The following is a 23,751-nucleotide window of genomic DNA, read 5'->3' as shown; positions in this document are numbered from 1 at the left end:
CTACTGCGGGACTCGCGCATCCGTGCTGTGCAGGTAGGCGAGGTCGTTTAGGAGATGTACGACCGAGCCGCTGGGGTTGTGGTTGTCGACCAGCGATGCCACGCCGTATACGGAGTCGCGCGTGAACCGGCCGTCCCCGACCAGTCGCTCCTCCGCAAAGCCGGACTCCATTAGTTTCAAGGCATATCCCTCGGCATCGTCGGACCCTGCGGCTCGGTAGAGCCCGACAAGCGACGCCTCCAATTCCGATGTTTCGGTGTGCTTACCGAATCCCGCGTCAGCCCAGATCGCATTAGCTAGTTCGGGCATGACGTGTTCGTAGAAGTCGGACGCACCGGCCTCGTGGTTCATCCAAGCTGTAACTGCTCGAAAGTGCAGAGCGAGCTGGGGGTACCGAACCCACAGCTGCAGCACGGAGGGAAAACGGGTCTCGGAATAAGGGTGGGTTGCCAGCGGTGTTTGCAACCGCGTCTCTTTACCCCTGAACGTGTACTTATGCTTGGCAGCATCATCATCGGGCGTCTGTCCGCTATTGAGCCAGCACGCAAGGTCCGCGGGAGAGCTAAACACCGCGTTGTCGTTCAACCGGCCGAAGAGGAACGTCGGAACGCCGCTGGCGGTGCCAGATACCCACCCTCGGACCGTGCCAACGCTGAGGAGATCTGTGGGTGCGCTCTTTACCTGGACATGAGTGCTTCGCCCAGACAGGGACCAGGAAGCATGCCCCGCTGTAGACGACCGCAGGAAAAGCCCCGCGGGTACGTGGCAGTGCAGGTCCCATCCAGTGTCGGAAGCAGTCAACACGTTGATGGCGACACCGTGCTCGAGGAGGAGCTCGGTTACCTTCAACTCCCAGAGATCGCCGGTTACGTTGCTGCCGCTCCGCTTCGCCATGCCTGAACAATCGCATGTTGATGCGTCCTGGGCGAGGAGCACAACTTCGGGTTCCCTGCCGAGGCGGTTCAGGTCGTCTTCGGCGATCCGCTCCTCGGGTCCGCCGCGAGCTGGATGCCGTTCGCTCGGCACGCCGGGATTCTGAGAGGTCTGGCCCTACGAGGGCATCCGGGTGGGGCCGACTCGGTAGGAAGCGGATCCGGTCCGCTTCCGCCACGAACAACGGACGATTGGACAGCCGAACGACACCGGTACGACCCCGACTAACTGAAGGGTCGGGCGCTGATTGGGTTCATGCTGAGCTGTGCGTGGAGGGTCGCCGCCGAGGCATCGGCCGCTTTGCTGGCAGCCGAGCGGCCTTGCGGCTGTCCTGCGTGTATGTGCATCGTGGGTAACCAGCGCAGCCAAGGAACTCCCCGTTTCTGCCGGATCGCGGCACGAGGAATCGGCGGTCGCATCGCGGGCAGACCTCCGACGAGGTTTTCGCCCCGTCTGCCGCTTCGAGGGTGAGGTGCCCCTCGTGCGCGAGTTCCAGGATGAACGGCGACTCGCGGCCAGTCGTCATCAGGAGGAGCACTTGTCGTCGAGCGCGCGTCAGCGCCACGTAGAACAGCCGCCGTTCCTCGGCGAACGGGTACGGGTCAGGATCCGCCATTGCCGCGTGCAGGATCGGGTCATCCTCGATGGTGCTGGGGAACGCTTTTCGATCCATGCCGACGATCAGGACGTAGTCTGCTTCTTTTCCCTTCGACGCGTGCACGGTGTTGTACTCGACGCTCAGATGCCGATAGCGGTACCGGAGCGCCTGCTCGAGGTTCTCTTTGACTGCGCGATACCGCCCGAGTATCAGCACGGTGGCCGGCCCGTCGAGGCTTCGATCAATCTCCTGCAGCTGAGCACCCGCAACGTTGTCGTAGTCGGATCGTCTCCGTACGCTGACCGCTCGCAGCGCCGGGCCGCTGGCGGTTGCTGCGGAGCGCATCCGCTTCTCGATCTGCCTCGGGTTCCGCATCACGAAGGCGCCGGCGATGTCGCAGAGAGCTTGCGGCGATCGGAACGTCCTGCTCAGGTACACCGTCGAGCCGGGGCCAAACCGTCCTTCGAAGTTCGTCATGACGTTGAGGTCCGCGCCGGCGAAACGATTCACGGACTGCCAGTCGTCACCGACGGCGTAGAGGAACGAGCCGGGGGTCGCCACGAGCGCGCGGACGAGGGCAGCACGTGCGACGCTCGTGTCCTGCATCTCGTCCACCATGACGACGCGGTACGGGCTGCTCCAGCGTCCGGAGGTGACGTGATCGGTGGCCATGTTCAGCATGTCCTCGAAGTCGATCTGTCCGTGCGCTCGCAGTCTCCGATCCCACGCGTCGAGAACAGTCGCGTACAGCCGCAGGAACAGCCGCGACCGCAGGGACTGTCCCGCGCCCCGCTGCAGCTGGTCCGCCTCCAGCCGGTTGCCCTTCGCGTGCCCCATGAACGTTCGCAGCAGCTGAATGAACTCCTTGTCAGAGATCGGTGGTTCGCCGACGGCTTCGCGGTACGGGTTCTCCTCGAGAACAAGGCCCCGAGATCCGAGTTCGTGACGGAGATGTTCGAATGCCGAGCCGTCGCGAATCGACGCTGAGGTCGTCTCGATGAGTGAGGTGTGATGCTGTTGATGGGTGGTCCTACGCCACGCCATGCTCGCTTCGTACCCGTCGAAGTGTGGCGGCGCGTTCCCGTCGGCGCCGATCGCCCAGTGCTCATGCCAGGTGTCGATATCTGGGTAGTAGAAGTCAGGCTGGTACTGCCGGTGGTGGGCATCGGCGACATCGTGCTCGTACGGACGCTCGTACTCGTATCGGACACCGTTGATGAACAGCCAATTGGCGATCATCACCTCCTCGTGACTGCGGACGTCCTCACCTCCGAGGGTCCGATACTCGTCATGCCTGGTTACTGCGTTCAGGGCCTCAGGATCGTCGTCGTCTGCAAGTTCCCGCAGCGGACGTCCGAACACGAGCCGGAACAGATCCCAGTCGCGCCGGAACGACGTGTCACGGTCCCGGCATGTGTCGACCACCTCAGCGAGACGACGTAGACCGTTGTCCCGCACCAGATCGTCGGGAACCGATGGCTTCCGCCCGGTTGCCTCGCCGATGATTCGAAGCCCGAACGCGTGGAATGTACTCGAGGTGATGTTTGCCCCCGCAGCGCCGAGCCGCGCTTTCATCCGATGTGACAGTTCCGCCGCCGCTTTGCTGTTGAAAGCCAACGCGAGTATCTGGGCGGGATTGGCGATGCCACGGTATAGCGCGTAACCGGCTCGCGCCACCATCGTGGAGGTCTTCCCGGACCCAGCTGAGGCGATCACTCGCACCCGGTTATCGAAGCAGACAGCTGCCCGTGTCTGCTCGTCTGTGAGCGGCGACTTCTCAACAGTGCGGAAAAAGGGCGCGAGCTCCCTGGTCTCGCGGACGAGAAAGGATTCGTTCCGCGACGCGAACATCTCCCGGAGGTTCACGCGAGTCACCTGCTCGAGTGCTTCCCGCTCACCCGCAGGGCGGGGGAGGAAGTACACGCTGAGTGCCTCGTCCGCAGCAGCGTGCGACCATGCTGTTGTGGCCGGCCGTGACCGCTCAAGCCGGGTGATTGTGTCGTAGTCAGCCCAGCGATCTTGTCGGCGTGCCGTTTCTACGTCCGCCCACCATGCCAGCGCGGCGGCACCAGCGGCCATCCCAGCGCGTACCGCGTGATCGATGCGGGAACGATCTGCCTGCGCGGCTCGCACCGCCCGTTCGATCGCCTCGTGGGAGCGACGTGAAAAGCCCTGCGCAATGACGTACTGGCCGCCACCGACGAGCATGCTGACACTCCGCGCTGACCGGTCGAAACGAACGACCGCGTCTAGTGCGTCCTCCGTCGCCGTGCCGCGCACCCCCTGCACGGTCACGGCAAGCTTTTCCACCTGAACAACGTGCCCGCGTCCCCGGCCGAACAGTTGTGCCCAGAAAGTCGGCTTCCACCGCATCGTGCGTCTCCCCGTGTCGATCTAACCGAAGCCTAACGACGCGCGGACACCAAGGACGGACGCCCGCCCGGGAGCCCCTCCCCTGCTCGCAGAAGCCCGGCGAGGGACACTCCTTCACCCTCTCCGAACCCAACGACCACAGCGGCAATGCACCGACGCGCCACCGATCAGCTCCATCGGGCGGCGTCCACCGGTCAACCTTCATCCCTGGCCGCCGGCCGTTCAACGTGCTCGCGGGTACGGCACGAATCACCGCGCGATCGACGTGGGCCCGATCTCTCACGCGGACCTGGTCAGTGCGGTTGTGTAGGTCCAGTGTGACGGCTACCGTGAGCATCCAGGCGAGAGGTCATTGACGACCTGAGGAGGGGCTCGTGCGGGCAGTTGAGATGATCGAAGGGCCGGTAAACAGCGCCTATACGGCTTACCCCGCTGTAATGATGCACTCCGCATCGCTGGAAAACCTGCTGCGGTCGAGTTACCTGAATGTATTCACCTTCGAGCCCGCTTGGCTCGACGCTGAATACGAGGGCGAGCATCAGCCGCCCTCCATGCACGGAGCGTACGTTGACGCATTCCGCTACGTTGATTTAGCCCGCGATAGCGTCGTGATCCCCAAGACTGACTTTCGAGGGCCCGGAGAACTTCTTCCGTTCCTCGGTGACAAGATCCCACGGAATGAATGGCCGGTCGTCTTCGTAAACCAAAACGTTCTTACGAACCAAACGGGGAGGTATCTTCACGAATACCTTGTCGTTGAGGTGCAAGATGACGCGATCATAGTTGTGGCCCTCGGAGGGAACGGCAAACTCGCACTACAGAAGGTGCCGCCGGAAACGTTCGAAAAGGCTTATCTTGACGCGGCGCATGCCGTCCACCACGATCACACCTGGCAGTTCTTTAAGGCATTGATCCACGTGATGTCGATCCCGGACCGGGACGTGAGCTCCTCGGAGCGGAACGTCCGCATCATTCGTGAACTCACCTCGGTCCTGAACAGCGAGGGCGGTGGCGATCACGACATCCGCGAATGGGTGCGGAATTTCTGGTGGACCGATTGGGAACTTCCGATCGCGAGCGAGCGTAGGTACGGGTTAGCGGCCCTGGAAAACCTCCACCGGCACATTGCACTCCATGAATCGTCATCCCAATTTCTCGACCTGCGCCTCTTTCATCTCTTCGAGGAACAGTTTCGCAATTGCGCACGAGCGGTTTCACTCCTACAATGCGAAGCCGACACGCAGCCCGATGTTTGGAGAGCTGCGGAGGGACGCATGCAACTCGCAAAGCGTTTAATATTCGCCTCAGAGTACGAGCATGTGCCGAAGCTCATCGGGCGTTTACATGACCTCGTAGATGAGACGTTAGGCGAAGTTCGGAACGGACTGAGCGAGCTATTGGTGAAGCATTAGCCGCTGGCGCAGTCCGGCTTCGCGGCGACTTGGACTCGTCCTGACCCCCTAAACTGGCGCCTCAGTCCCGCCTTTCATTACTACCAGCAGTCCTGCGTTTTCAACAAAATGCGTCCGACACCGGATCGGCGGGCGGTCCCTCGACGAGGCGTTTGGTCGAATCCTCGACGTCCGCCTAGTAGGATTCGCGACGGCGCTTCAGCGCTTCAGTTCCGGTGGTGTTAGATCGATCACAGTCTCGTTGGTGCTGAGGAGTACCGCATCTGGGTTCCCGACCTTCGGGCCGTGCGCGAAGACGTTTGACGAGTACTGGACTCTTAGTTCAGCGGAGTACTTCGCCCCCCATTCCACGTCCGCCACGAACAGCTTGGCCGCTTGTACAAAGCTCTCGCGATCCGTGACCGCAAAGACGGCTAAGTGGTTGTTTTTGCGGAGGAATGCTCCTACCGATTCGACGAGAAACGGGTATTCCGGGTGGGCCATGTCGTCGATGCAGATTACTCCTCCCTCGACGAGGAGCTTTGCCGCGAAATCCAGGTCGCTAGAAAGGGACGGGCCAGTATGGTCACCGTCGAGGTGGACGAATCGGTACCGGGACTCGCTCAGGCGACGCCGGACTTCTTCATCGTGAGATGCACCTGACACGATGCGGACGTGCGCCATGGGCACTCCCGCGGCTTGAAGGTTCGATTCAAGTCGGTGCCGAACGTGCTCGTCCGGCCAGTTGAACGTGTCGACTCCGATGACTGTAGCGCTATCGCCGACCGCGAGGGCGAGAGGAATCATGAACCGGCCTTCGAACGCTCCCACCTCGAGGACGTCACCGTTGATGAGGTTCTTTTGTTGCAGGCGAAGGATCGTACCGCTGACACTGGCACCGATAGCTGACGACATACCTCGTACGTCGAGATATGGGCCATTGATGTAGTCATCGAGGTCTGGGTTAGTGGTTTCGAACACGGGGCTCCTAGCTCAGGGGTTTTCGGTGATATCGGCTCGAACGAGGCGCGCGATACGCTCGACGTCGGGTCGCCGCCAGATACGCTCGCTCCATACGAAACGCAGCAGATCTTCTGACGGACCAGTCGTGAGTTCGAGGGCAAGAGGTGTGCCCTCGAAGCATGGGTCTTTTGGGAATCCCAGACCGTTGGCCCACGACTCCTCGCCCGACGTGCTCCGACTAATAGGGCTACCGAATGTGTTGAACCACAGGTCAGCGGGTACCCGCCTCGGCGCCGGTTCTCCGTCGTGCCCGCGGTAGGAACGGGTCTGTGTGAACCATCCAACTGCACCCATGAGCTCGACGGCATCCTGCGGGTAAGCGGCGGCGTCGATGGCATCGCGGCCGTGATGGACTCGCTGGTAGATCGGGGGCGACGCGATGACCTCAGCCAACCGGCTTAACGCGGCGCAGAGGACGCGCTCCACGCGACCCCGAGGGTCCACTCCCGAGGCCGCGACGTGAACAGTCGTCTGGGCCTGCAGGACAATCGGTTTCACTGGTGCAGATCGGACGTGTTCGACGGGCTCACCGAGGCGTTCCAGGAGGTTGAGGTATCCGTCCTGCCCATCCAGAGGACGCCCGTCGAGGAGCCCCTGGAGATCGCGGCCAAGAACACGAAGCGAGTACTCATCGCAGACAAGATGATGCAGGACTCCGAGTAGGAAGTCCCTGTCGCCTGGCCCGGCGACGACCTGCACGAAGCTTGTCAGCGCACCTCCGTCTACGGCAAGCGTTGCCCCGAGCGCATCGGCCAGGTCCTGGACAAGATCTGCGCGTCGCTCTACTGGGATGGCAGCCATCTCGACTCGCTGGACGGCCGAGACCGGTCGCGGTTCGTGAGTGGCAGCCCACCCGTCGATTCCCTGCCGAAGCGCTGAAGTCAGCGCCGGATGACGAGCCCGCAGAGCGGTCACGATGCTGCCTACCTCGGTCGGACTGAGCCCCCTAGGTAAGTCCCAGGCCCGCACAAGGTAGAACCGGTTGGGCGCGATCAAAGTGGGGTACGAAGATTGGAGAAAGGATGCAGCATCGGGCAGAAAAGCCGTCGTCGAAGTTGCTTCACGCGTCACGGATTGGCCTCCGAAGGAGGAGCAGACCCATGAGGGCGAACGCGATGAGTTGCCCTACAACGACGAACGGTACCGCGATTGCGTTACTCGCGAGTAGGCCGGTCAGCGCGACGCCAATCGGCGTGAGGGCCGAGACGCCGAAGCTGTCGATACTGAAAACGCGCGACAGCATTCTCCGGTCGACGTTACGCATGAGCATGTCACTCCAGAGCGCGCCCCCGGCACCGGACAGGAGCCCACGAAGCCCGCTCAAGACGACGGCGACGACGATAGATTCCTGGGCGATGAGAATTGCGGCGAGCAGGTGCGCTAGCGCCCAGGAACCGAAGATCACGATTGCCGGTCGCTTGCCGCCGCCGATCCGGCCGATGACGAGTGATCCGACTGCGGCTCCGAGCCCTACAGCCGCATTGATCGCGCCGATCGTTCCCGCGCCCCCATCGAAGTGCAACTTGATCACCGCGGGCATGAGTACGGATGTAGGGGCGTCGGCGATCATGATCGCGAAGGCGGCGATAGGGATCGACATGAGGACGGGTACCGTTCCCACGTACTTCAGACCGAGCCAGATGGATCTGAAGGCGCCCTCCTGCGCATTGCTGCCGGCGTCGGTGTCCGGCTTCCGATGTATGCGCGGCAGGGTGGCAAGGAGGACTGCAGAGAGCAGGAAACTTGCTCCGTTGATGCCAACGACGATGCCGGCGCCAAGCGCTGCGTACAGCACACCGCCGAGCGCCGCGCCGACGATGGAGAAAGTCGCTCGGGTGAATCCCATCAGCCCGTTGGCCGACGTCAGCGCTCTCTCTGGTACATAGTCGGGGATCGACCCGTTGATCGCCGGGGTGAACAGTCCGTCGACCAGGCCGGCCACGCCAGTGACGATAACGAGCGCCACCAGCGAGTCTTGTCCGGTCAGGATCATCACGGCGAGGACGGCGAGGAGGACGGCACGTGAGCCGTCACTGATAACCATGAGCAACCGGCGGTCGAAGCGATCCGCGAGCGCGCCACCGATCAGGAGTGAGGCGAGTGTCGTCACCGCGACCGTGCCGAGAACGATGCTCACCGCCGCACTGGATCCGGTCGTCTCGAATGCATACCACGCGAGGACCGCCGCGTACGCGGCGTCGCCAGTGACTGATATCGATTGCGCTATGAATAGGCGTCGGAACGCTGGGAAGCGAAGCGCCGAGTTGGCGGAGATGGTTCTGTTGCGAAGAGGTGGCAGCTTTTCGGACATCACAAGAGGCCCTCAGCCCACAAACTCGCGACGCAGGGCGCCGTCCTCGGCGAGGCTCCCGGAGAACCGCGAAGTAGTCGTGAAGGCACCCGTCGCCCGTGCACCACGCAGAGTCATACAAGTGTGCTCCGCGTCAATGACGATACCGATGCCGAGTGGCGAGAGGTGCTCCGCGAACCAATCGTGGGTCTCGTTCGTCAGTCGCTCCTGCACCTGGGGCCTGCCGGCGAAGTGCTCTAACACTCGTGCAATCTTGCTTAGTCCGAGAAGACGTTCGCCGGGGACGTACCCAATTCTCGCGGTGCCGACAAACGGGAGGAGATGGTGTTCGCATACCGACCGTAGCGGGATGTCCCGGACGACCACGAGCCCATGGTATTCGGCATCGTTGTCGAACGTGGTCGGTTGGAACGGTCGTGGGCTGAAGAGCTCACGGTAGGCGGCGACGAGCCGCATCGGCGTAGCGGCAAGGTGCGGCTTGGTGATGTCCAAGCCGAGCCCTTCGAGCATCATCCGCGCTCCATCGACGGCGGTGTCGGTCTCCGGCAGAGTGAAGGCGTCAGTTGTCATGTTTCTCCTCGAGGAATGTGCGCGCAAGTTCGGTCGCGAGCGCTTCGGGGTTATCCAGGTGCGGCGAATGGCCTGCTGCTGGTACTGCATGTAGTCGCGCATTCAGTCGCTGCGCGAAGCTCACGGCGACGTCCCGCGGGAACAACGCGGAATGCTCACCCCGAAGCAGCGTGACCCGGCCGCGGAGTTCATCGAGGGCGTCGGAGTTCGCGGCTCGCCGTTCAGCGCTCAACGTCGAAACGAGCTTCGTCGGCTGCGTGGTGATCTCGAACATCGATGCAATCGGATCGACGAGGACAATCCGACTCTCGTGGGTGGTCGCGACCCTTACAGCCAACTGTGCGCCAGCCGAGTGACCTGCGATCCAACTCACTCCATCGCGCATGTAGGTCTTGATGAGCTCGTCCACGATCCATTGGCTGCGTTCGAGTGTGCCAGCGCCATATGGCGAGGCGAGCGCGAGTTCTCGCAAATCGGGACAGATGATCTCGATGTTGTCCCGCGCGATCCACCGCTGGAGCATCACCCAGTGCGCCGGCGAGTGGTCCCATCCGTGCAGGATGAGGAGCCGTCTCGTTGGATCTTCGGGAAGGGTGATCGCGGCCGCGTCAGTCGCCACTGGGCGCTCGCTCGTAGGTCACGGCGTTCTTGCGTGATTCGCGTGCGAGAACTCGGACGACACGTACTCGACCGCCGGTGTCGCGTCGGATGAAGGCGTCGGCGTTCTCGAGCACCCACTGCGCCGCACCTTCCATGCCTGCCTGCATCATCACGCGAAGATCCAGCACGCCGAGTTCGTGCATGCGCTCGAACTCGGCGAGCATCGGGTCGTCTTCCGCGATGACGGTGGTGTGGTCGAATTGCGACTCCAACAGCTTTCGGATGCCTTTCAGTCGACTGAAGTCGACGACGAAACCGGTTCCGATCTCGAGCGCTTCTGCCTCGAAGGTCAGTTCGAAAGAGCGTTCGTAGCCGTGGAGGAAGACGCAGTTGCCGCCTTGCGCCCACGCACGGTGGGCACATGGCAGATCGTCGAAGAGCTTGATAACGCTATACATGAGCGGCCTCCAGAGTTCCAGCGTTGTCATAGATTCGAGCCATCGCCTCCAGGGTCGGGTTCTCGAATAGCGATATGACGGACACGACCTTCCCACTTGCTTTGCTCATCTCGTACGCCAGCGTCACACCAATGAGCGAATCACCACCGAGCGAGAAGAAGTTACTTTCGGGCTGTAGGTCCTGAACACCGAGCACCTCCGACCAGATTGCCGACACGGTCTGTTCGGCGGCGGTGAGCCCGCGGCCGCCATCGGAGGGCTCGATTCGCTCGGCACGACGCGACGGAGGAGTAGTCACCCGAGTGGTGTCGCGACCAACCCATTCCCTAACGCGTCTTGGGAAGTCGGCGGTGGAGACAAGGACTTGATGCGGCTCGACACTGTCCATGAGCTGCTCGTAGATCGCCGCTCCTTCGCTCGGGCGGATGGCGATTTCTGCGACGACACCGAAGTCGGGCGATGCGAAAGAAGGCGAGATCACAGATGAACGACTGTCGGTGGATCGTTCATGGAACACCCATCCGTCCCAGTTAACGCTCATAGAAGGGAACCGATCGGAGCGGAATCGCTCAGCATAGGCGTCCATGAACGAGTTGCCTGCCGTGTAGGCGTAGAAGCCCAGCCCGCCGAGGTGGGAGGACAATGACGACTGCATGAGCGCGAAGTCCATCCCCCGCTCGCGCAGCAGATGCGTCAGGATGACAGTCGCATGCACTTTCGGCCGAATTCGTCGGTCACAGTCCTCGCGGCCGGTGTCGTCGAGAGCGCGGAATGCTCGTTGCGTCTCGAACACCCCCGCGGCATGCACGAGGCCGTCGAGCCGGCCGAACCGATCGTCGACCTCGTCGAGCAACTGTCGTGTGGATGCCAAGTCGGCTGCGTCACTTGCGCGTGCGAGGACGGTGGCTCCAAGCGCTTCGAGTTCGCGGATTGTGCGGATACGTTGCCGGACCAAGTCGGGGTTGTCTCGCTCGTCTGCTGGTTCGCCTGCGCGGACCTCGGCTTCGGTGGGCGCGCCGTCAAGGCTGGTCAGGACGAGATTTGCCCGGTAGTTGCGAGCGAGGAACGACGCGATCGTCGTCCCGATCCCGCCAAGACCCCCGGTGATCAGGTAGACGCCGCCCTCCTTGAGCCTGCGCGCCTGGCCGGCGGCGACCGGGGCGAGGCGCTCCCGCTCGAAGCCGCGCACCCATCGCGCGTTCTCAGTGAATGCGACTACGACATCCTCGTCCGCGGTCAACAGCTCGGCAGCGACCTCCTGAGCCGCAGCCACGTCGGTGAGGCCGGAAACATCAATGGAGCGTGCGCGAACGAAGGGGAAGTCCTGGGGTACGACGAAGGTGGCTCCATTCAGCGTCGCTCGTGACGGGTGTGCCCCAGGAGTGTTCTCGTCGAACGGGTGCGCGCCGCGGGAAACGATCTCCAATCGGAGGGGATGAGACCCTTGAGCCCGAGCGAGTGCCTGCACAGCCCAGAGCAAAGTGTAGAAACCCGCTTCAAGTTCAGCGTCAACGCTCGCGATGCCGGATTCCACATCAACGTCATCGTCCTTGGACGCCAGCGACCAGAGATGCAAGATCCGGTCAACCGGCCCGCTTGCCACAACCGCATCGACGGCAGCTGCGACGGATGATTCATCGCCCGGGGCGGCGTGGACGCCACCCGGGCGGTTGGACTTAGCCGAGGATGTGACAAAGGTAGCGTCAGCGCCAGTGCGGGCGGCTTCGTCGCGAACGGCTTCTGCGACGGGGCCTTCGTCGGCAAAGACTAGCCATCGCTCGCCAGCCGCGGTCGCGCTGAGCGCGGAGCGGCGCTTGCGTGTCCACGACGGCTGGTACGTCCAGTCGGAGATGCTTGTTTGTCGCTCCGTGCGTTCGAGTACCGGCGCCGGCGACTGCTTCTCGTGCGGCGTCTCGATCGTCTCAGAATCGAACGGCCGCTCTGGCAGCACCGCCATCGGGATCGAGTGCTCAGGCCCGACGCGGACGTCCACGCCGCGGACCCATGCCCGGCCGAGTGCAGCGAACCAGTCGTTAGACCCGTCGAACAAGCGGACGACGTCGCCGACGAGTCCGCGGGTCGCAGAGCCGTTGGGAGTGGCATCGACGATGATCGGATTCTCGTCCTCTTGGACGAGTCGAGCGAGATCGATCGTGCACGTGAGATGTGCGGCCCAATGAGCGCCCCACGTCGTCGGTTCGCCGGAGCTATCTACGAGCGAGCGGAACCGGCCGGATGGCCTGTGCACGAACGACGCTGCCACGACTTCGAGTTCCGATGCCACCTTTTCCAGCATCGGCGAGTGATAAGGCTGGTCTGCTTCAAGAGGCTTGATGTGCGCGAACGAGGCGAGGGACCCTGCATCGGCAACTGCGTAAACGGTGGTGCCGTTGGCGTACCGGATAGCAGGGAATGCGGTCTCAGTGGAAATGAGAGCGGCCGAAGCGACGAGAGTCCCGCTGACGCTCGCTGCCCCCAGCATTCTCGAACGAGCGATCACGAGACGAGCGAAGTCTTCGAGCGTGAGGACGCCTGCCGCACACGCTGCTGCATACTCGCCGAGTGACACTCCCGCAAGCGTGTCCGCGTGCAAACCCCGCTTCGACAACGTCGCCGCGATCGCAAACGCGGCGCAGGCGTCACGCCCGTGTCTTTCGGACACGGTCAGGTCACCCGCCACGGATGCGAGAAGTTCGACCGGCCCGTAGCTCGACCTGAGTTCGGTAGAGAAGGCGGCCCAGGCGGCGTCGAAAGAGGTTGCGAAGATCGTGTCCTGCTCGTACAGCTCGTGTGCCAGCTGCTGCACCCCGGACGCTTGCCCGGGGAGCACGAGAGTGACTGGCCGGCTCGACGCCCAGCCCTCTGCGACAATTCGGCCGTCCCCAGCGGATGTGGTGCCAAGGGCGATTCGGTAGGCACGAGCGGCGTGCCCGCTCTCGAGGGCCGCCGCAACGCGGCTCGTTCCTTGCTCGAGTAGACCGCGCTCGATGAGTTTTGCGTACTCGATCGCCAGATCCGGACGTTCAGCCGATATCTTGAGTATCGATGAGGAGGACGTAGTCGAGCTTTCGCCATTGGGTACCGGCGGTGCACTGGTCAAGACGACGTGCGCGTTCGTTCCGCCGAACCCGAACGAGCTCACTGCGGCCGCGATTACACCTGAGGGCAACGGCTCCGCGGTTCGAGGAGCGTGGAAGCCACTTGCGTGCAATGCGCGAGACGGAGTATCGAGATTGGCCAGGGGTGGTGCGATCCGTCGGCGGAGCACCTCGCTGGTCTTGATGAGTCCTAGGACGCCGGCGCCAACGCGGGTGTGGCCGATGTTCGCCTTGAGGGCGCCGAGCCTGAGTGGTCGCTCGGGCGATTGCTTCGGGAAGGCTGTCGCGATCGCGCGCAGCTCCGATTGGTCTCCTACGGCGGTCGCAGTTCCGTGTGTCTCGAGGTACACGATGTTGTCGGGCGCGACTCCTGCGTTGGCCATCGCAGTCGAGATCACTGACGCTTGGCGTGACGTGCGTGGGCCCGTAAATGATGCTTTGTCGGCACCGTCGTTGTTCACTGCGGTCGCACTGATCACGGAACGGATTGGCAGTCCGAGTCTGATGGCGATGTCAAGGTCTGCGAGGAGGACGACACCGCCGCCAGAGCCGAAGACTGTTCCGTCCGCCTTCTCATCAAACGGTCGGACCCGCCCGGTGCGGGAGAGGATGCCGTCGGGTTGATACAGGTAGGACGACGGTTGCGGCGATTCAATGTCCATTCCCCCTGCAAGCGCGAAATCGCACTCGCCGGAGAGGACACTCTGTGCTGCTACGTGCACGGCAACGAGCGATGAGGAGCACGCCGACCCTACGCTGAAGGCGGGACCCTCGAGCCCGAGCTTGAAGGCGACGCGGGTGGCGGCGTACTGAGGGTCAGCGCCAATGCTCGCGCTCAGGGCGCCGTCCGCTTCAGCGCTGAAATTCGATCCGGAGGACAAGAACGCCCCTAGCTCGTATTCATGCAGCAGGTTGCCGACACCGCCATTTTCGACGGCTTCGACGGCGCACTCGAGCAGCAGACGTTGCTGCGGATCAATTTCGCGTGCATCTTTCGGCGAATACCCGAAGTATTTACGTGCGAAGCGGTTCGTTTCACGAAGCGTCCCATAAGAGGAGACTCGTTCCTGATGTGTCGCACCCACATTCGAGGATGTGCGACTGAGAACGTCGTCGCCACGCTCTGCGACCCGCCAAAGATCGTCGGCAGATCGGATGCCACCTGGCGCCCGGCATCCGTACCCGACAAGGGCCACTCCCGACTGCTTGTTCATTCGTCATGCTCCTCAATTTGAAGGCGGATACGCTGGACGCTTCGTCGAACCCGAGGTGCGACCGGATGCTGCGGTCCTTGCAGCGCAGCCTGTTGTTTTGACGGGGTCTGAAACTCCACGAAGAACCCGGCGAAGAGTTCCTGGCCAATCCGACGGCTGAGTTCTCGTGCGGCGTGTGTGAGCCCAAGCGAGTCAATACCCGCTGTCAGGACGTTCGTGTCCGGCGAGATTCCGTCCCCCAGCAAGTCTCGCCAGAACTTGATGACGGTCTCACCGGGAGCGGCACGGTCCGCTTCGATCAACGCGCGAATGGCCGCGGCGTCGCGCTTACCGCCGGGCAAGCGTGGAATCGACGACACCACAGCGATTCGCGTGGTTCCTTTGAATTCGAGAGCAGCCATGATTTCGGACCGCACAACAACCTCTGAAGCACTCGAGGAGACCACCACGAGAAGTCCTAGAGCATCTTCGCTCGTTTCATCGGTGATCCCCACGGGTACGGCCGCGACATCCACTACGAGAGCGGTCGACCGCGCGTCGCGCTCGGCCGAGGCCAGATCAACCCACCGACCGCCGATCTTTCGCTGGTCGGCAGTCCGCCCGGTAATCCACAGGCCGCCGTCGCGCAGCGCCCCACGATCACCAGTACGGAGCCAGCGCTGACCGTCGTCGACTTCAAACCGGTTCCCGACCACGTCAGCATCGCAGTACCTGCCCGCCGAAAGCGGTTCGCCGATCAATAGCTCGGACTCAACACCCGGTTCCAAAAGCCGAAGAGGGGCGTCCGTGCTCGGCTCCCCGGCGAATCCGGCCTCGAAAGCCTCGAGGTTCTCTGACGTCACTTCACCTATCGCGATCTGGCCGCCGGTCTCCATGAGCGCATAGGTGTTGATCACCCTAGTGTCGGCTGCCCCACGGAGGGCGAAGAAGTCGCGCAGACCAGCGCGAGCGACCGGTTCGCCACTAAGCACAATGAAGTCCGGGATCACGGCCCCAGCCCCTGTCCCTCCCCACTTCGAAGTGAGCATTCGCAGTTCTGACGGCGTCAGAGACATCACTATCGGCCGGTCATCGCGCCGCGGCAGGGCTGCGAGTGTCTCATACGCCGCTTCCCCCGAGTCGGCAATGAAGCCCACTGCGCCCTCGGTGACGCACGCTCCGAGAATCTCGAAGTAGCTGAACCCGAACTCGGGAGCATGGAAACTCGTCCAAAGAGCGCCTTTCGGAATGACCGGCGCAACATGGTCTCGAACGCCGCGGAACACCTCGCGAAGGGACGAATGTGCGATGATCGCACGTTTTGAGGCACCCGTAGTCCCTGAGCTGCTGACGAGATATGCGTCTTCCGGACTGAATGCGATCCCCTCGGACGAGCGGGTGGTCTCAAACTCCCAGACGTCAAGGGTCCGATACAGGCGGACGCTGGCAATATCGGACGCACCTTCCCACAAAGCATGCGGCAATCTACTACGGAGCGCTGCTAAGCGCGCGACCGCTACTTGGGACTTGTCCTGCGAATCGATACCGAGAAGTTCCCCGCGCATTCCGGCAGACACAAGAAGCGATTGCAGGGTGCCGACGCGTTCTGCGAGGTCGAACTCGACGGGGCTTCGACCGCGTCCGAACGTGAAGGCATTCGGAAGATCCAATGCTTCCCAAGGTTCCATGGCGGCGCGCCCTCCGCCGACCGTCGATGCACTAGAACCCACTCGTCCCCCCAAGACCTCGCAACTTCACGACGTGACGCCTCGACGCTAACGAGGGTCGACGCCCAATGCAAGCGCTTACATCTCGGCGCCGGGGTGATGCGATGGCGCTGGCCATGACGGCTACCTAAGGACGATCTGGCGCACTTGACCCCAAGATGGGACCGCTGCATCGTCTTCGCACCTGCCCGTCATCCCGAGCACGGCGGATCCAACAATCCCTGATGGCAAGCCCATCAGCGCCGTGTCCCGAAAGACTTGCCCCTCGGCACGGATCTGCCCAACCGCGGGCATTCGAATCGACCTGAAGTCCATCGCTAGTCCGCGGGAGAGCGCCTTCGACGTGGCTTCTAAGCGAGTCCAGTGAGCGACAACGGAGAGCGGGTCCGCTGGGGCTTCACTGAGTGAAACCTGAGACCAGACGGCGCGAATCTCGTGCGCGCGCTCCACGGTCTCGATGTCGACGCCGAGCGGCCTGCTCAAGGGGTCTACGGCGACGACCACGTGATCAGAGGCATGACTAACAGAGATTGTCGAGTGCGGGGAGACCAACGCACCGTGCGCACCCGAACCACAATTGCTGCAACGGCGTCGCAGCTCGTGAACGCCCAGACCGGCGTCCAGTAGCAGTTGTCTGGCAAGCACGTAGCCCGTCAGGGACATCTGCCGGTCTCGGGAGTTCAGCTTCTCAGTACGCCGCAACTCACTCCACGGCACTTCGAGCGGAATCGATCCCGATCGCGCATAGGCGAGCAACACTTCGGACCCCTTCCGCATCGCGCCCCAACTGGGGTTGCACTTTAGCTGGATGATCCACGCCAGCACGGTCAACGTTCGTTCGGGCCCGACCAGGCGCATCCACGCTTTCGCGCGTCAGCGCGTGCACACCGGTCGGATGTCGCCGCAGGGTCGGGACAAGCTGAGGCGCGAACCCCACCTGTCGACCTGTTCAGATTCGAACTTTTTCTCAACATCTCTTGCACGCCACGTGAACGGGGGGTTACGTTCCGTAGTGCAACGGACGACGACGTCGAAGACGCTCGGCGCCGTGAGCGGGGGCTGCACGGAGTGGTACAGCCCTGCTTTGAAGAGTGCACAGAACGGTCTGCGCACTGCATCTGGGGAGGTGCACATGTCACGAAGAAGTGAACTCGCAGGGGAAGGTTGTCGCTCGGCTTGCGGCGACCCGCGAGAGAAGACAGCACGCGCAGGAGGGGGCTCGTGGTCTTTTACTACGGGCTTTGCGAATGAAGCGTCCGCGTCCGCCTGCACGGTTCGCTCATGAGCGGCACGTCAGCACTTTTCCTCTGTGCAGGATCGGGAACCCGGGCCGTTGACGTCACGAGCGACCTTCCGAAGTGCCTGCTGCAGATCGGGGGCGTCCGATTGATCGACCGGGCACGCGCGCAGCTGGACGCTTGCGGGGTTGGTCACGTCGCCGTCATCGCCGGCTTCAAGTGGCAAGAGCTCACCAAGGCGCTGGACGGACACGCTGAAGTGCGTGTGTGGAACGGATGGCAGGACGCGAACAACCTGTGGACCCTCGGTGCGAACGCTGACCTCCTCACCGCCGGCGGCGGCGGCCGGGTCATCTTGTTCGGGGACGTCATCTTCGACGACGGACTCATCGCGGACGTCCTGGCGTCAACTGCCGACATCGCCTTGGCCGTCGACACGACGTCGCGACTCTCTGGAACGATGCGGGTCCGTATGCGCGAACAGCGGTTCGAGATCGGGAACGAAGTTCCGCCAGACGACGCTGACGGGAACTTCGTGGGGGTCCTGAAGCTCAGCGAACAAGCGTGCGCAGCAGTCGCAGCGGAAGCGGCGCAGCGGTTCAACGACCGGCGCAACCGTCTCGACTACTACACAGCGGTGCTCCCAATCGCTGCCTCACACCTGAGTGTCGAGTGCGTACCCGTGGGCAGGAACCGGTGGGCAGAGGTCGACACCCCCGAGGACTACACACGCGCTCGTTCGATCTTCGAACGCGCCTACGAGAAGGAGACATCATGTGCGGAGTAGCAGGAATCCTCGAGCTCGACGGCCGTCCCTTCACCGACCGGGACACCCTCACCGCGATCAACGACTGCCAGGACCACCGCGGTCCGAATGAATCCGGGTACCACGTCGATGGACCCCTTGGGCTCGGGTTCAAGCGCCTCAGCGTCATCGACGTCCCGCACGGCCAGCAACCGATGGTGGATGCCGACGCACGGGTGTCACTGGTCTTCAACGGCGAGATCTACAACTACCGGGAACTGCGCGCCGAGTTGGAAGCGCGAGGCCACCGATTTCGGACGTCGAGCGATACCGAATCCATCCTCCGCGGATACCTCGAATGGGGTCCCGACGTCGTACACCGTCTCAACGGGATGTTCGCGTTCGGCATCCACGATGGGCGCACGAACCGACTTCTGCTCGCCCGTGACCGCCTCGGCATCAAGCCGCTCTACTGGGCGAAGGTGAACGGTCGGTTCGTCTTCGCGTCCGAGATGAAGTCCATCTTCGCTGTGCCGGGCTTCGAGAAGAAGGCGAACCTCGCGGGCATCTCGAGCTACCTCACCTTCCGGCAGCCGGTGTGGGAGAACAACTACTTCGACGGCATCGAGAAGGTACTGCCCGGACATCTCGTCGAGGTCTTCGACGGCAGCATCGTTGACCGCGAGTACTGGCAGTTACCAGTGCCGGACATCGACGACTCGAAGTCCGAGGCCGAATGGATCGACCTCGCAGACGAGATGCTGGGGAAGGCGATCGACCGCTGCCTCGTCTCGGAAGTCCCGCTGGGTTCCTACCTCAGCGGAGGGCTCGACTCCAGCCTCATCGTCGCGATGATGGCTCGACGTGTGGACCGTCCCGTACAGACGTTCTCGGTCGGGTACGGGGTAGGCGCCTACGACGAAGGGATCTTCGCGCAGCAGGTGGCGGACTACGTCGGGGCGGAACACACCCACCTCGTCGTCGACCAGGACACGTACAAGGAGGGGCTCGCCCCGCTGATCCGGCACCGCGACGCCCCGCTGTCCATCCCGCAGGAGATCGCGGTACATGAGCTGTCAAAGGAGATGAAGCGCCACGTCACCGTCGCCCTCTCCGGTGACGGCGCCGATGAGCTCTTCGGGGGCTACGGGCGTGTGATGCGGTCACCGCTGGACTGGAAGAAGACGGCTGCACTGCGACGGGTCATCCCCGCGTCGATCGCTCGACGCATCGCATCCGGTCGGCCGACCAGCCAGACGTCGATCGCCGCGAACCTCGACGTGGAATCGCACCTCGAGCACTTCTACCGGATGTACAACTGGGTCCCGTTCGAGGAGAAGTGGCAACTCTTCTCCACCGACACCCGCGACGCGCTGCAGGGCGACAAGGCGACTCGGGCCCCATTCGAGCGTTCCTTCGCACGCACGGCGGATGCCGACCCATACGACCGGGTTCTGCACACGTTCCAGCATCTCCACATCGGCGCCATCCTCGACAAGGTCGATTCCATTGGCATGTCGGCCAGCCTCGAAGGTCGCGTGCCGTTCGTGGACCACGAACTCGTTGAGACCTTCATCAACATGCCGACCCGGTACAAGATGGCGTGGAACAGCCGCTCCGCGCAGCTGCGATCCCTAGTCACGCCGGCATTCCGAGCCTCCGAGACGCTCGACACGACGAAGACGGTGCTGCGAAAGGTCGCCGACCGATACCTCCCGGCCGAGCTCACCTCTCGCAAGAAGATGGGTTTCCCGACACCGCTTGACGACTGGATGCGCGACGGGATGCTGACCCAGGCGCGAGAGGTACTCCTCGACGACGCGACCGCGCGCGACGGCCTCTTCGATCGATCAGCGATGGAGCGGTTCCTCAGCCGCCCCCAACAACTCGACCACGACTTCTACGGGAAGAAGGTCTGGATGTACATGAACGTCGCGATCTGGATGCGAGAGGTGGTGCACTCGTGAGCGCAGTCAGCACCGCGACCTCCGTCGCCGACGAAGTGCTCGCCATCCTCGAACACCACGGCATCGACTTCGCAACCGGAGTCCCGTGCTCGCTGCTGGCCGGACTCTTCTCCGCACTCGAACGCGGCGGAAGGAACGCCGCCATCGAGTACGTGGCCGCCCCCCGGGAGGACACCGCCGTCGGCATGGCCGTCGGAGCCCGGCTCGCAGGCGCGAACCCGGTGGTGCTGATGCAGAATTCCGGACTCGGGTACTCCTTGAACGTCCTCACGAGCCTCACGCTCATCTACGACATTCACCCCCTCATCATCATGAGCTGGCGAGGCTACGACGGCACCGACGCCGTGGAACACGACATCATCGGCCGGGAGATCACGAACCTCCTCGATGTCGTCAGCATCGGCCACGCTGTTCTGGACTCCGCGAACCCAGCCGATGCCATCGAAGCCGGCATCCGAGCAGTCCAAGCAGGCAGGCCCTTCGTCGTCCTCATCACCGAGGGGATCTGAGCATGCAATACGACGACGCCTTCACGGCACTCCTCGGCGCCTACCCGGACGCTGCCATCGTCGCCACCTGCGGACACATCTCCCGGGACCTGTTCAACTTCGACGACCGCGACGGCAACTTCTACCTCGTCGGTTCCATGGGCATGGCCGGCCCCGTGGCCCTGGGCATTTCCATCAAACAACCCCGACGCACCGTCATCGCCATCGACGGAGACGGCTCCGCGGCAATGAACCTCAGCGGAGCAGCAAGCGTCGCCGGAAGCGGGCACAAGATCCTCCATGTCGTCCTCGACAACGGCCAACACGGCAGCACCGGCGGCCAGCACGTTGCACCGTCCGGGCACCTCGCCGAGGTCGCACGAGGACTCGGCTACTTCACGGTCCTCGACATCTCCACCCCAGAGGACCTCGCAACTCTGAACGACATCGAACGCTTCCCGGCCTTCGCGCGTATCCGCGTCTCGCCGAGAGAAACCCCGATCGGCCCTCGCGTGTCATCGACACCAAAGGGACTCCGCGATCGGTTCAGGAATTACCTGCAGACAACCACTGAAAACACCTTGGGGAGATAGGCAATGACGACTACACGAACCCTCCGCGACGTCCTCGATTCCGGCCGCATCGGCAGCGCAGCCGGTGCCCACAACGCCCTCACCGCGCGCCTGGTGGAACAAGCCGGATACGACGTCGTATGGGCCAGCGGCCTCGAGATCTCAGCATCGATGGCGGTCCCGGACGCGAACATCCTCACGATGAGCGACGTCCTCGCCGTCGCAGCCTCGATGGCCGCGAAGGTCTCCATCCCCGTCCTCGCCGACTGCGATTCCGGCTTCGGCGGTACCGCGAACGTCGTAGCGATGGTGCGCGCCTACGAGGCCGCCGGTGTCCAGGGCGTCTGCATCGAGGACAAGACCTTCCCCAAGCTCAACAGTTTCGTCGCAGGCAACCAATCACTGGTCCCCGTCGAAGACTTCTGCAGCAAGCTCGCCGCCGCACGGGCGAACCGCACCTCAGCCGACTTCGTGGTCATCGCCCGGATCGAAGCGTTCATCGCCGGCTACGGACTCGACGAGGCGCTTCTCCGCGCCCGCGCCTACGAAGCAGCAGGAGCGGACGCACTCCTGATTCACTCGAAGCGCACTGATGCTGCCGAGATCAAGGAGTTCCTCGAAGCGTACGAAGGTGTGATCCCGGTCGTCGTCGTTCCCACGACCTACAAGGACACCAGCCTCGACGACCTGCAGCTGATGGGTGCGTCGCTGGCCATCTACGCCAACCAGGGCCTCCGTAGCGCGATCACCTCGACTCTGACCACCCTTCGAACCATCCTCACCAGCGGATCCGCCGCGTCCGTGGACCAGTCCATCGCGCCGCTGAAAGACGTCTTCGCGCTCCAGGACATGGCCGAACACGTCGAGAGCGAAGCCCGTTTCGAAGCCATCGGACGCGACATCGCAGTGGGAGTCGAAGCACGATCCCCGCAGGTGAGCTGACCATGACAGCCACAAGCACGAGGACCCCGATCATCGAGGACGCTCCGACCCTCCTGAAGGTCAATCCCGCTACCGGCCGGCTCGAGCACACATTCCCCGCAGGGCGGACGCAGGCCGTCCACGACGCCGTCGAACACGCGACGAGCATGTCCGCGGAGTGGGCGTCCGTGGGCGCCGTCCGCCGCGGCGACATCCTCTTCCGGCTCGCGGACCTGATCAGCCGGAACGCCGCACGCTTCGCCGACAGCATCGGGACCGAACACGGCAAGCCAACTGCGGACGCGGACGCCGAAGTCGAGCGGACCGTCGCCCTTATCCGTCACGCGGCAGGATTCGGACGACGCACAGCAGGCGTGACCCTGCCCTCGGACACACCCCACACCAGCAGCGCAACCATCAAGCGGCCCGTCGGTCCGGCCGCGCTCATCACACCGTGGAACTTCCCCCTCGCCATCCCGGCATGGAAGCTCGCGCCAGCACTCGTTGCGGGGTGCACCGTTGTCCTCAAGCCGTCGCCGCTCGCACCTAGAACGGCGCAACTACTCGCCGACTTCGCCGAGCAAGCAGGCGTGCCGCACGGCGTCATCACGGTTGTGCAGGGTGACGCTGTCACCGGCGAACTGCTGGTGTCGAGTCCTCTGATCCGCGCGGTCAGCTTCACCGGCAGCGTCGAGGTCGGCCGTGCCATTCAGCAAGCAGCGGCGCGGACGATGGCCCGCACACAGCTGGAAATGGGCGGGAAGAACGCCGTCATCGTCCTGGCCGACGCCGACCTCGACCGTGCCACGGACGCGATCGTCAGCGGTGCATTCGGTCAATCCGGCCAACGATGCTCCGCGACGAGCCGCGTCATCGTGGACGCAACCGTCCACGACGCCCTGGTCGAGCGCATCGTCGCCCGAGCAACATCGCTCCAGCCTGGGCCACCAGAGGACGCGAGAGCGGACCTCGGACCCCTCATCACCGACGAAGCGCTGCAGCGCTGCCTCAGGGCGGTGCAGAGCAGCCTCGACGACGGCGGATCTATCGCCTGCGGCGGCCACCAGGTTCGCCAGGAGGGCAACTTCATGGCACCCACCGTGGTCATCGGCCTCGAACCAACAGCATCATTGGCGCAGACGGAGGTCTTCGGACCGCTCCTCGTCGTCCTCAAAGCAGCGACCCTCGAAGAAGCAATCGCCATCAACAACGCCGTGCCCTACGGGATGTCCGCTGCCATCTTCACAACGGACCTGCGAGCGATCGCCCGCTTCGTTGACCAAGCAGAAGCCGGCATGCTGCACGTCAACCGGGCCGGCACCGGCGCCTTCCCACACATGCCTCACATCGGCGCGAAGGCCTCACAGTTCGGACCTGCCGAATGCTCCGAGGACGGCGTCGAGTTCTTCCTCGAGACCAGAACGGTGACCATCGATGGCTCCTGACACCGCCGCCCTTCGCCGCGGGCACCGAAGCCCGCAACGCCCCGGAACACCGCAAGCCTCGCAACCCACGAGAAAGACGAAGGCGGTGCAAGAATGTGCG

At 63.4% G+C, this 23,751-nt stretch carries 17 protein-coding genes; 7 read left to right on the top strand and 10 right to left on the bottom strand.

Annotation, left to right across the window (positions count from 1 at the left end):
• Together BIU91_RS18455 and BIU91_RS05445 are read right to left on the bottom strand one after the other, a co-directional pair.
• Complete coding sequence (locus BIU91_RS18455; RefSeq protein ID WP_139196662.1) at positions 1-1,026, bottom strand: hypothetical protein; 1,026 nt, start codon at positions 1,024-1,026, stop codon at positions 1-3.
• A gap of 160 nt (positions 1,027-1,186) precedes the next feature.
• Positions 1,187-3,841 carry a UvrD-helicase domain-containing protein gene (locus BIU91_RS05445; protein WP_071404540.1) on the bottom strand — a complete coding sequence of 885 codons (2,655 nt, stop codon included), beginning with the start codon at positions 3,839-3,841 and terminating at the stop codon, positions 1,187-1,189.
• 437 nt (positions 3,842-4,278) lie between these two features.
• Between BIU91_RS05445 and BIU91_RS05440 the strand changes: the two genes are divergently transcribed.
• Entirely contained in the window at positions 4,279-5,316 is a 1,038-nt protein-coding gene (locus BIU91_RS05440; protein ID WP_139196661.1) for a hypothetical protein, read from the top strand.
• 198 nt (positions 5,317-5,514) lie between these two features.
• Here the strand turns inward: BIU91_RS05440 and BIU91_RS05435 are convergent, their stop codons facing one another.
• The 8 genes from BIU91_RS05435 to BIU91_RS05405 form a co-directional block, all read right to left on the bottom strand.
• Positions 5,515-6,276: a class I SAM-dependent methyltransferase gene (locus tag BIU91_RS05435; protein WP_139196660.1), complete on the bottom strand. Its 762-nt coding sequence runs from the start codon at positions 6,274-6,276 to the stop codon at positions 5,515-5,517.
• Between the two features lie 12 nt (positions 6,277-6,288).
• The gene (locus BIU91_RS18450; RefSeq protein WP_139196659.1) at positions 6,289-7,119 is read right to left on the bottom strand and encodes a hypothetical protein; all 831 of its coding nucleotides are present in this window, start codon (positions 7,117-7,119) and stop codon (positions 6,289-6,291) included.
• Between the two features lie 259 nt (positions 7,120-7,378).
• A complete protein-coding gene (locus BIU91_RS05430) occupies positions 7,379-8,629 on the bottom strand; it encodes an MFS transporter (protein ID WP_084740686.1) in 1,251 nt (416 codons plus the stop codon).
• 12 nt (positions 8,630-8,641) lie between these two features.
• Positions 8,642-9,199 carry a GTP cyclohydrolase I gene (folE, locus tag BIU91_RS05425; RefSeq protein ID WP_084740683.1) on the bottom strand — a complete coding sequence of 186 codons (558 nt, stop codon included), beginning with the start codon at positions 9,197-9,199 and terminating at the stop codon, positions 8,642-8,644.
• Complete coding sequence (locus tag BIU91_RS05420) at positions 9,189-9,818, bottom strand: alpha/beta hydrolase (protein ID WP_071404536.1); 630 nt, start codon at positions 9,816-9,818, stop codon at positions 9,189-9,191. The genes folE and BIU91_RS05420 overlap by 11 nt, the downstream gene beginning before the upstream one ends.
• Positions 9,808-10,257, bottom strand: coding sequence for a 6-carboxytetrahydropterin synthase (locus tag BIU91_RS05415; RefSeq protein WP_071404535.1), 450 nt, complete (start codon positions 10,255-10,257; stop codon positions 9,808-9,810). Before BIU91_RS05415 ends, BIU91_RS05420 begins: the two co-directional genes overlap by 11 nt.
• Positions 10,250-14,569, bottom strand: coding sequence for a type I polyketide synthase (locus BIU91_RS05410; RefSeq protein WP_084740680.1), 4,320 nt, complete (start codon positions 14,567-14,569; stop codon positions 10,250-10,252). The genes BIU91_RS05415 and BIU91_RS05410 overlap by 8 nt, the downstream gene beginning before the upstream one ends.
• Positions 14,566-16,236 (bottom strand): AMP-binding protein, encoded by a 1,671-nt coding sequence (locus BIU91_RS05405; protein WP_084740677.1) that lies wholly within the window; start codon positions 16,234-16,236, stop codon positions 14,566-14,568. The genes BIU91_RS05410 and BIU91_RS05405 overlap by 4 nt, the downstream gene beginning before the upstream one ends.
• Before the next feature lie 1,320 nt (positions 16,237-17,556).
• Here BIU91_RS05405 and BIU91_RS05395 point away from each other — a divergent pair.
• From BIU91_RS05395 to BIU91_RS05370, 6 genes are read left to right on the top strand one after another with little or no spacing between them, the layout of a single operon-like run.
• Entirely contained in the window at positions 17,557-18,300 is a 744-nt protein-coding gene (locus BIU91_RS05395; RefSeq protein ID WP_071404531.1) for an NTP transferase domain-containing protein, read from the top strand.
• Positions 18,288-20,225: an asparagine synthase (glutamine-hydrolyzing) gene (asnB, locus tag BIU91_RS05390; RefSeq protein WP_071404530.1), complete on the top strand. Its 1,938-nt coding sequence runs from the start codon at positions 18,288-18,290 to the stop codon at positions 20,223-20,225. Before BIU91_RS05395 ends, asnB begins: the two co-directional genes overlap by 13 nt.
• Positions 20,222-20,734, top strand: a complete 513-nt coding sequence (locus BIU91_RS05385) for a thiamine pyrophosphate-binding protein (RefSeq protein WP_071404529.1) — start codon at positions 20,222-20,224, stop codon at positions 20,732-20,734. The genes asnB and BIU91_RS05385 overlap by 4 nt, the downstream gene beginning before the upstream one ends.
• A 2-nt stretch (positions 20,735-20,736) precedes the next feature.
• Positions 20,737-21,306: a thiamine pyrophosphate-dependent enzyme gene (locus tag BIU91_RS05380; RefSeq protein WP_071404528.1), complete on the top strand. Its 570-nt coding sequence runs from the start codon at positions 20,737-20,739 to the stop codon at positions 21,304-21,306.
• A 3-nt stretch (positions 21,307-21,309) separates the two neighbouring features.
• Positions 21,310-22,227 (top strand): isocitrate lyase/phosphoenolpyruvate mutase family protein, encoded by a 918-nt coding sequence (locus BIU91_RS05375; RefSeq protein WP_071404527.1) that lies wholly within the window; start codon positions 21,310-21,312, stop codon positions 22,225-22,227.
• A gap of 2 nt (positions 22,228-22,229) precedes the next feature.
• On the top strand, positions 22,230-23,651 hold the full coding sequence (locus BIU91_RS05370) for an aldehyde dehydrogenase family protein (RefSeq protein WP_071404526.1): 1,422 nt from the start codon (positions 22,230-22,232) through the stop codon (positions 23,649-23,651).
• Positions 23,652-23,751 lie beyond the last annotated feature (100 nt).

Source organism: Curtobacterium sp. MMLR14_002 (assembly GCF_001864975.1).
GTDB lineage: Bacteria > Actinomycetota > Actinomycetes > Actinomycetales > Microbacteriaceae > Curtobacterium > Curtobacterium flaccumfaciens.
Note: the sequence above shows the minus strand (reverse complement) of the source record. Positions and strands in the feature narration are given on the sequence as shown.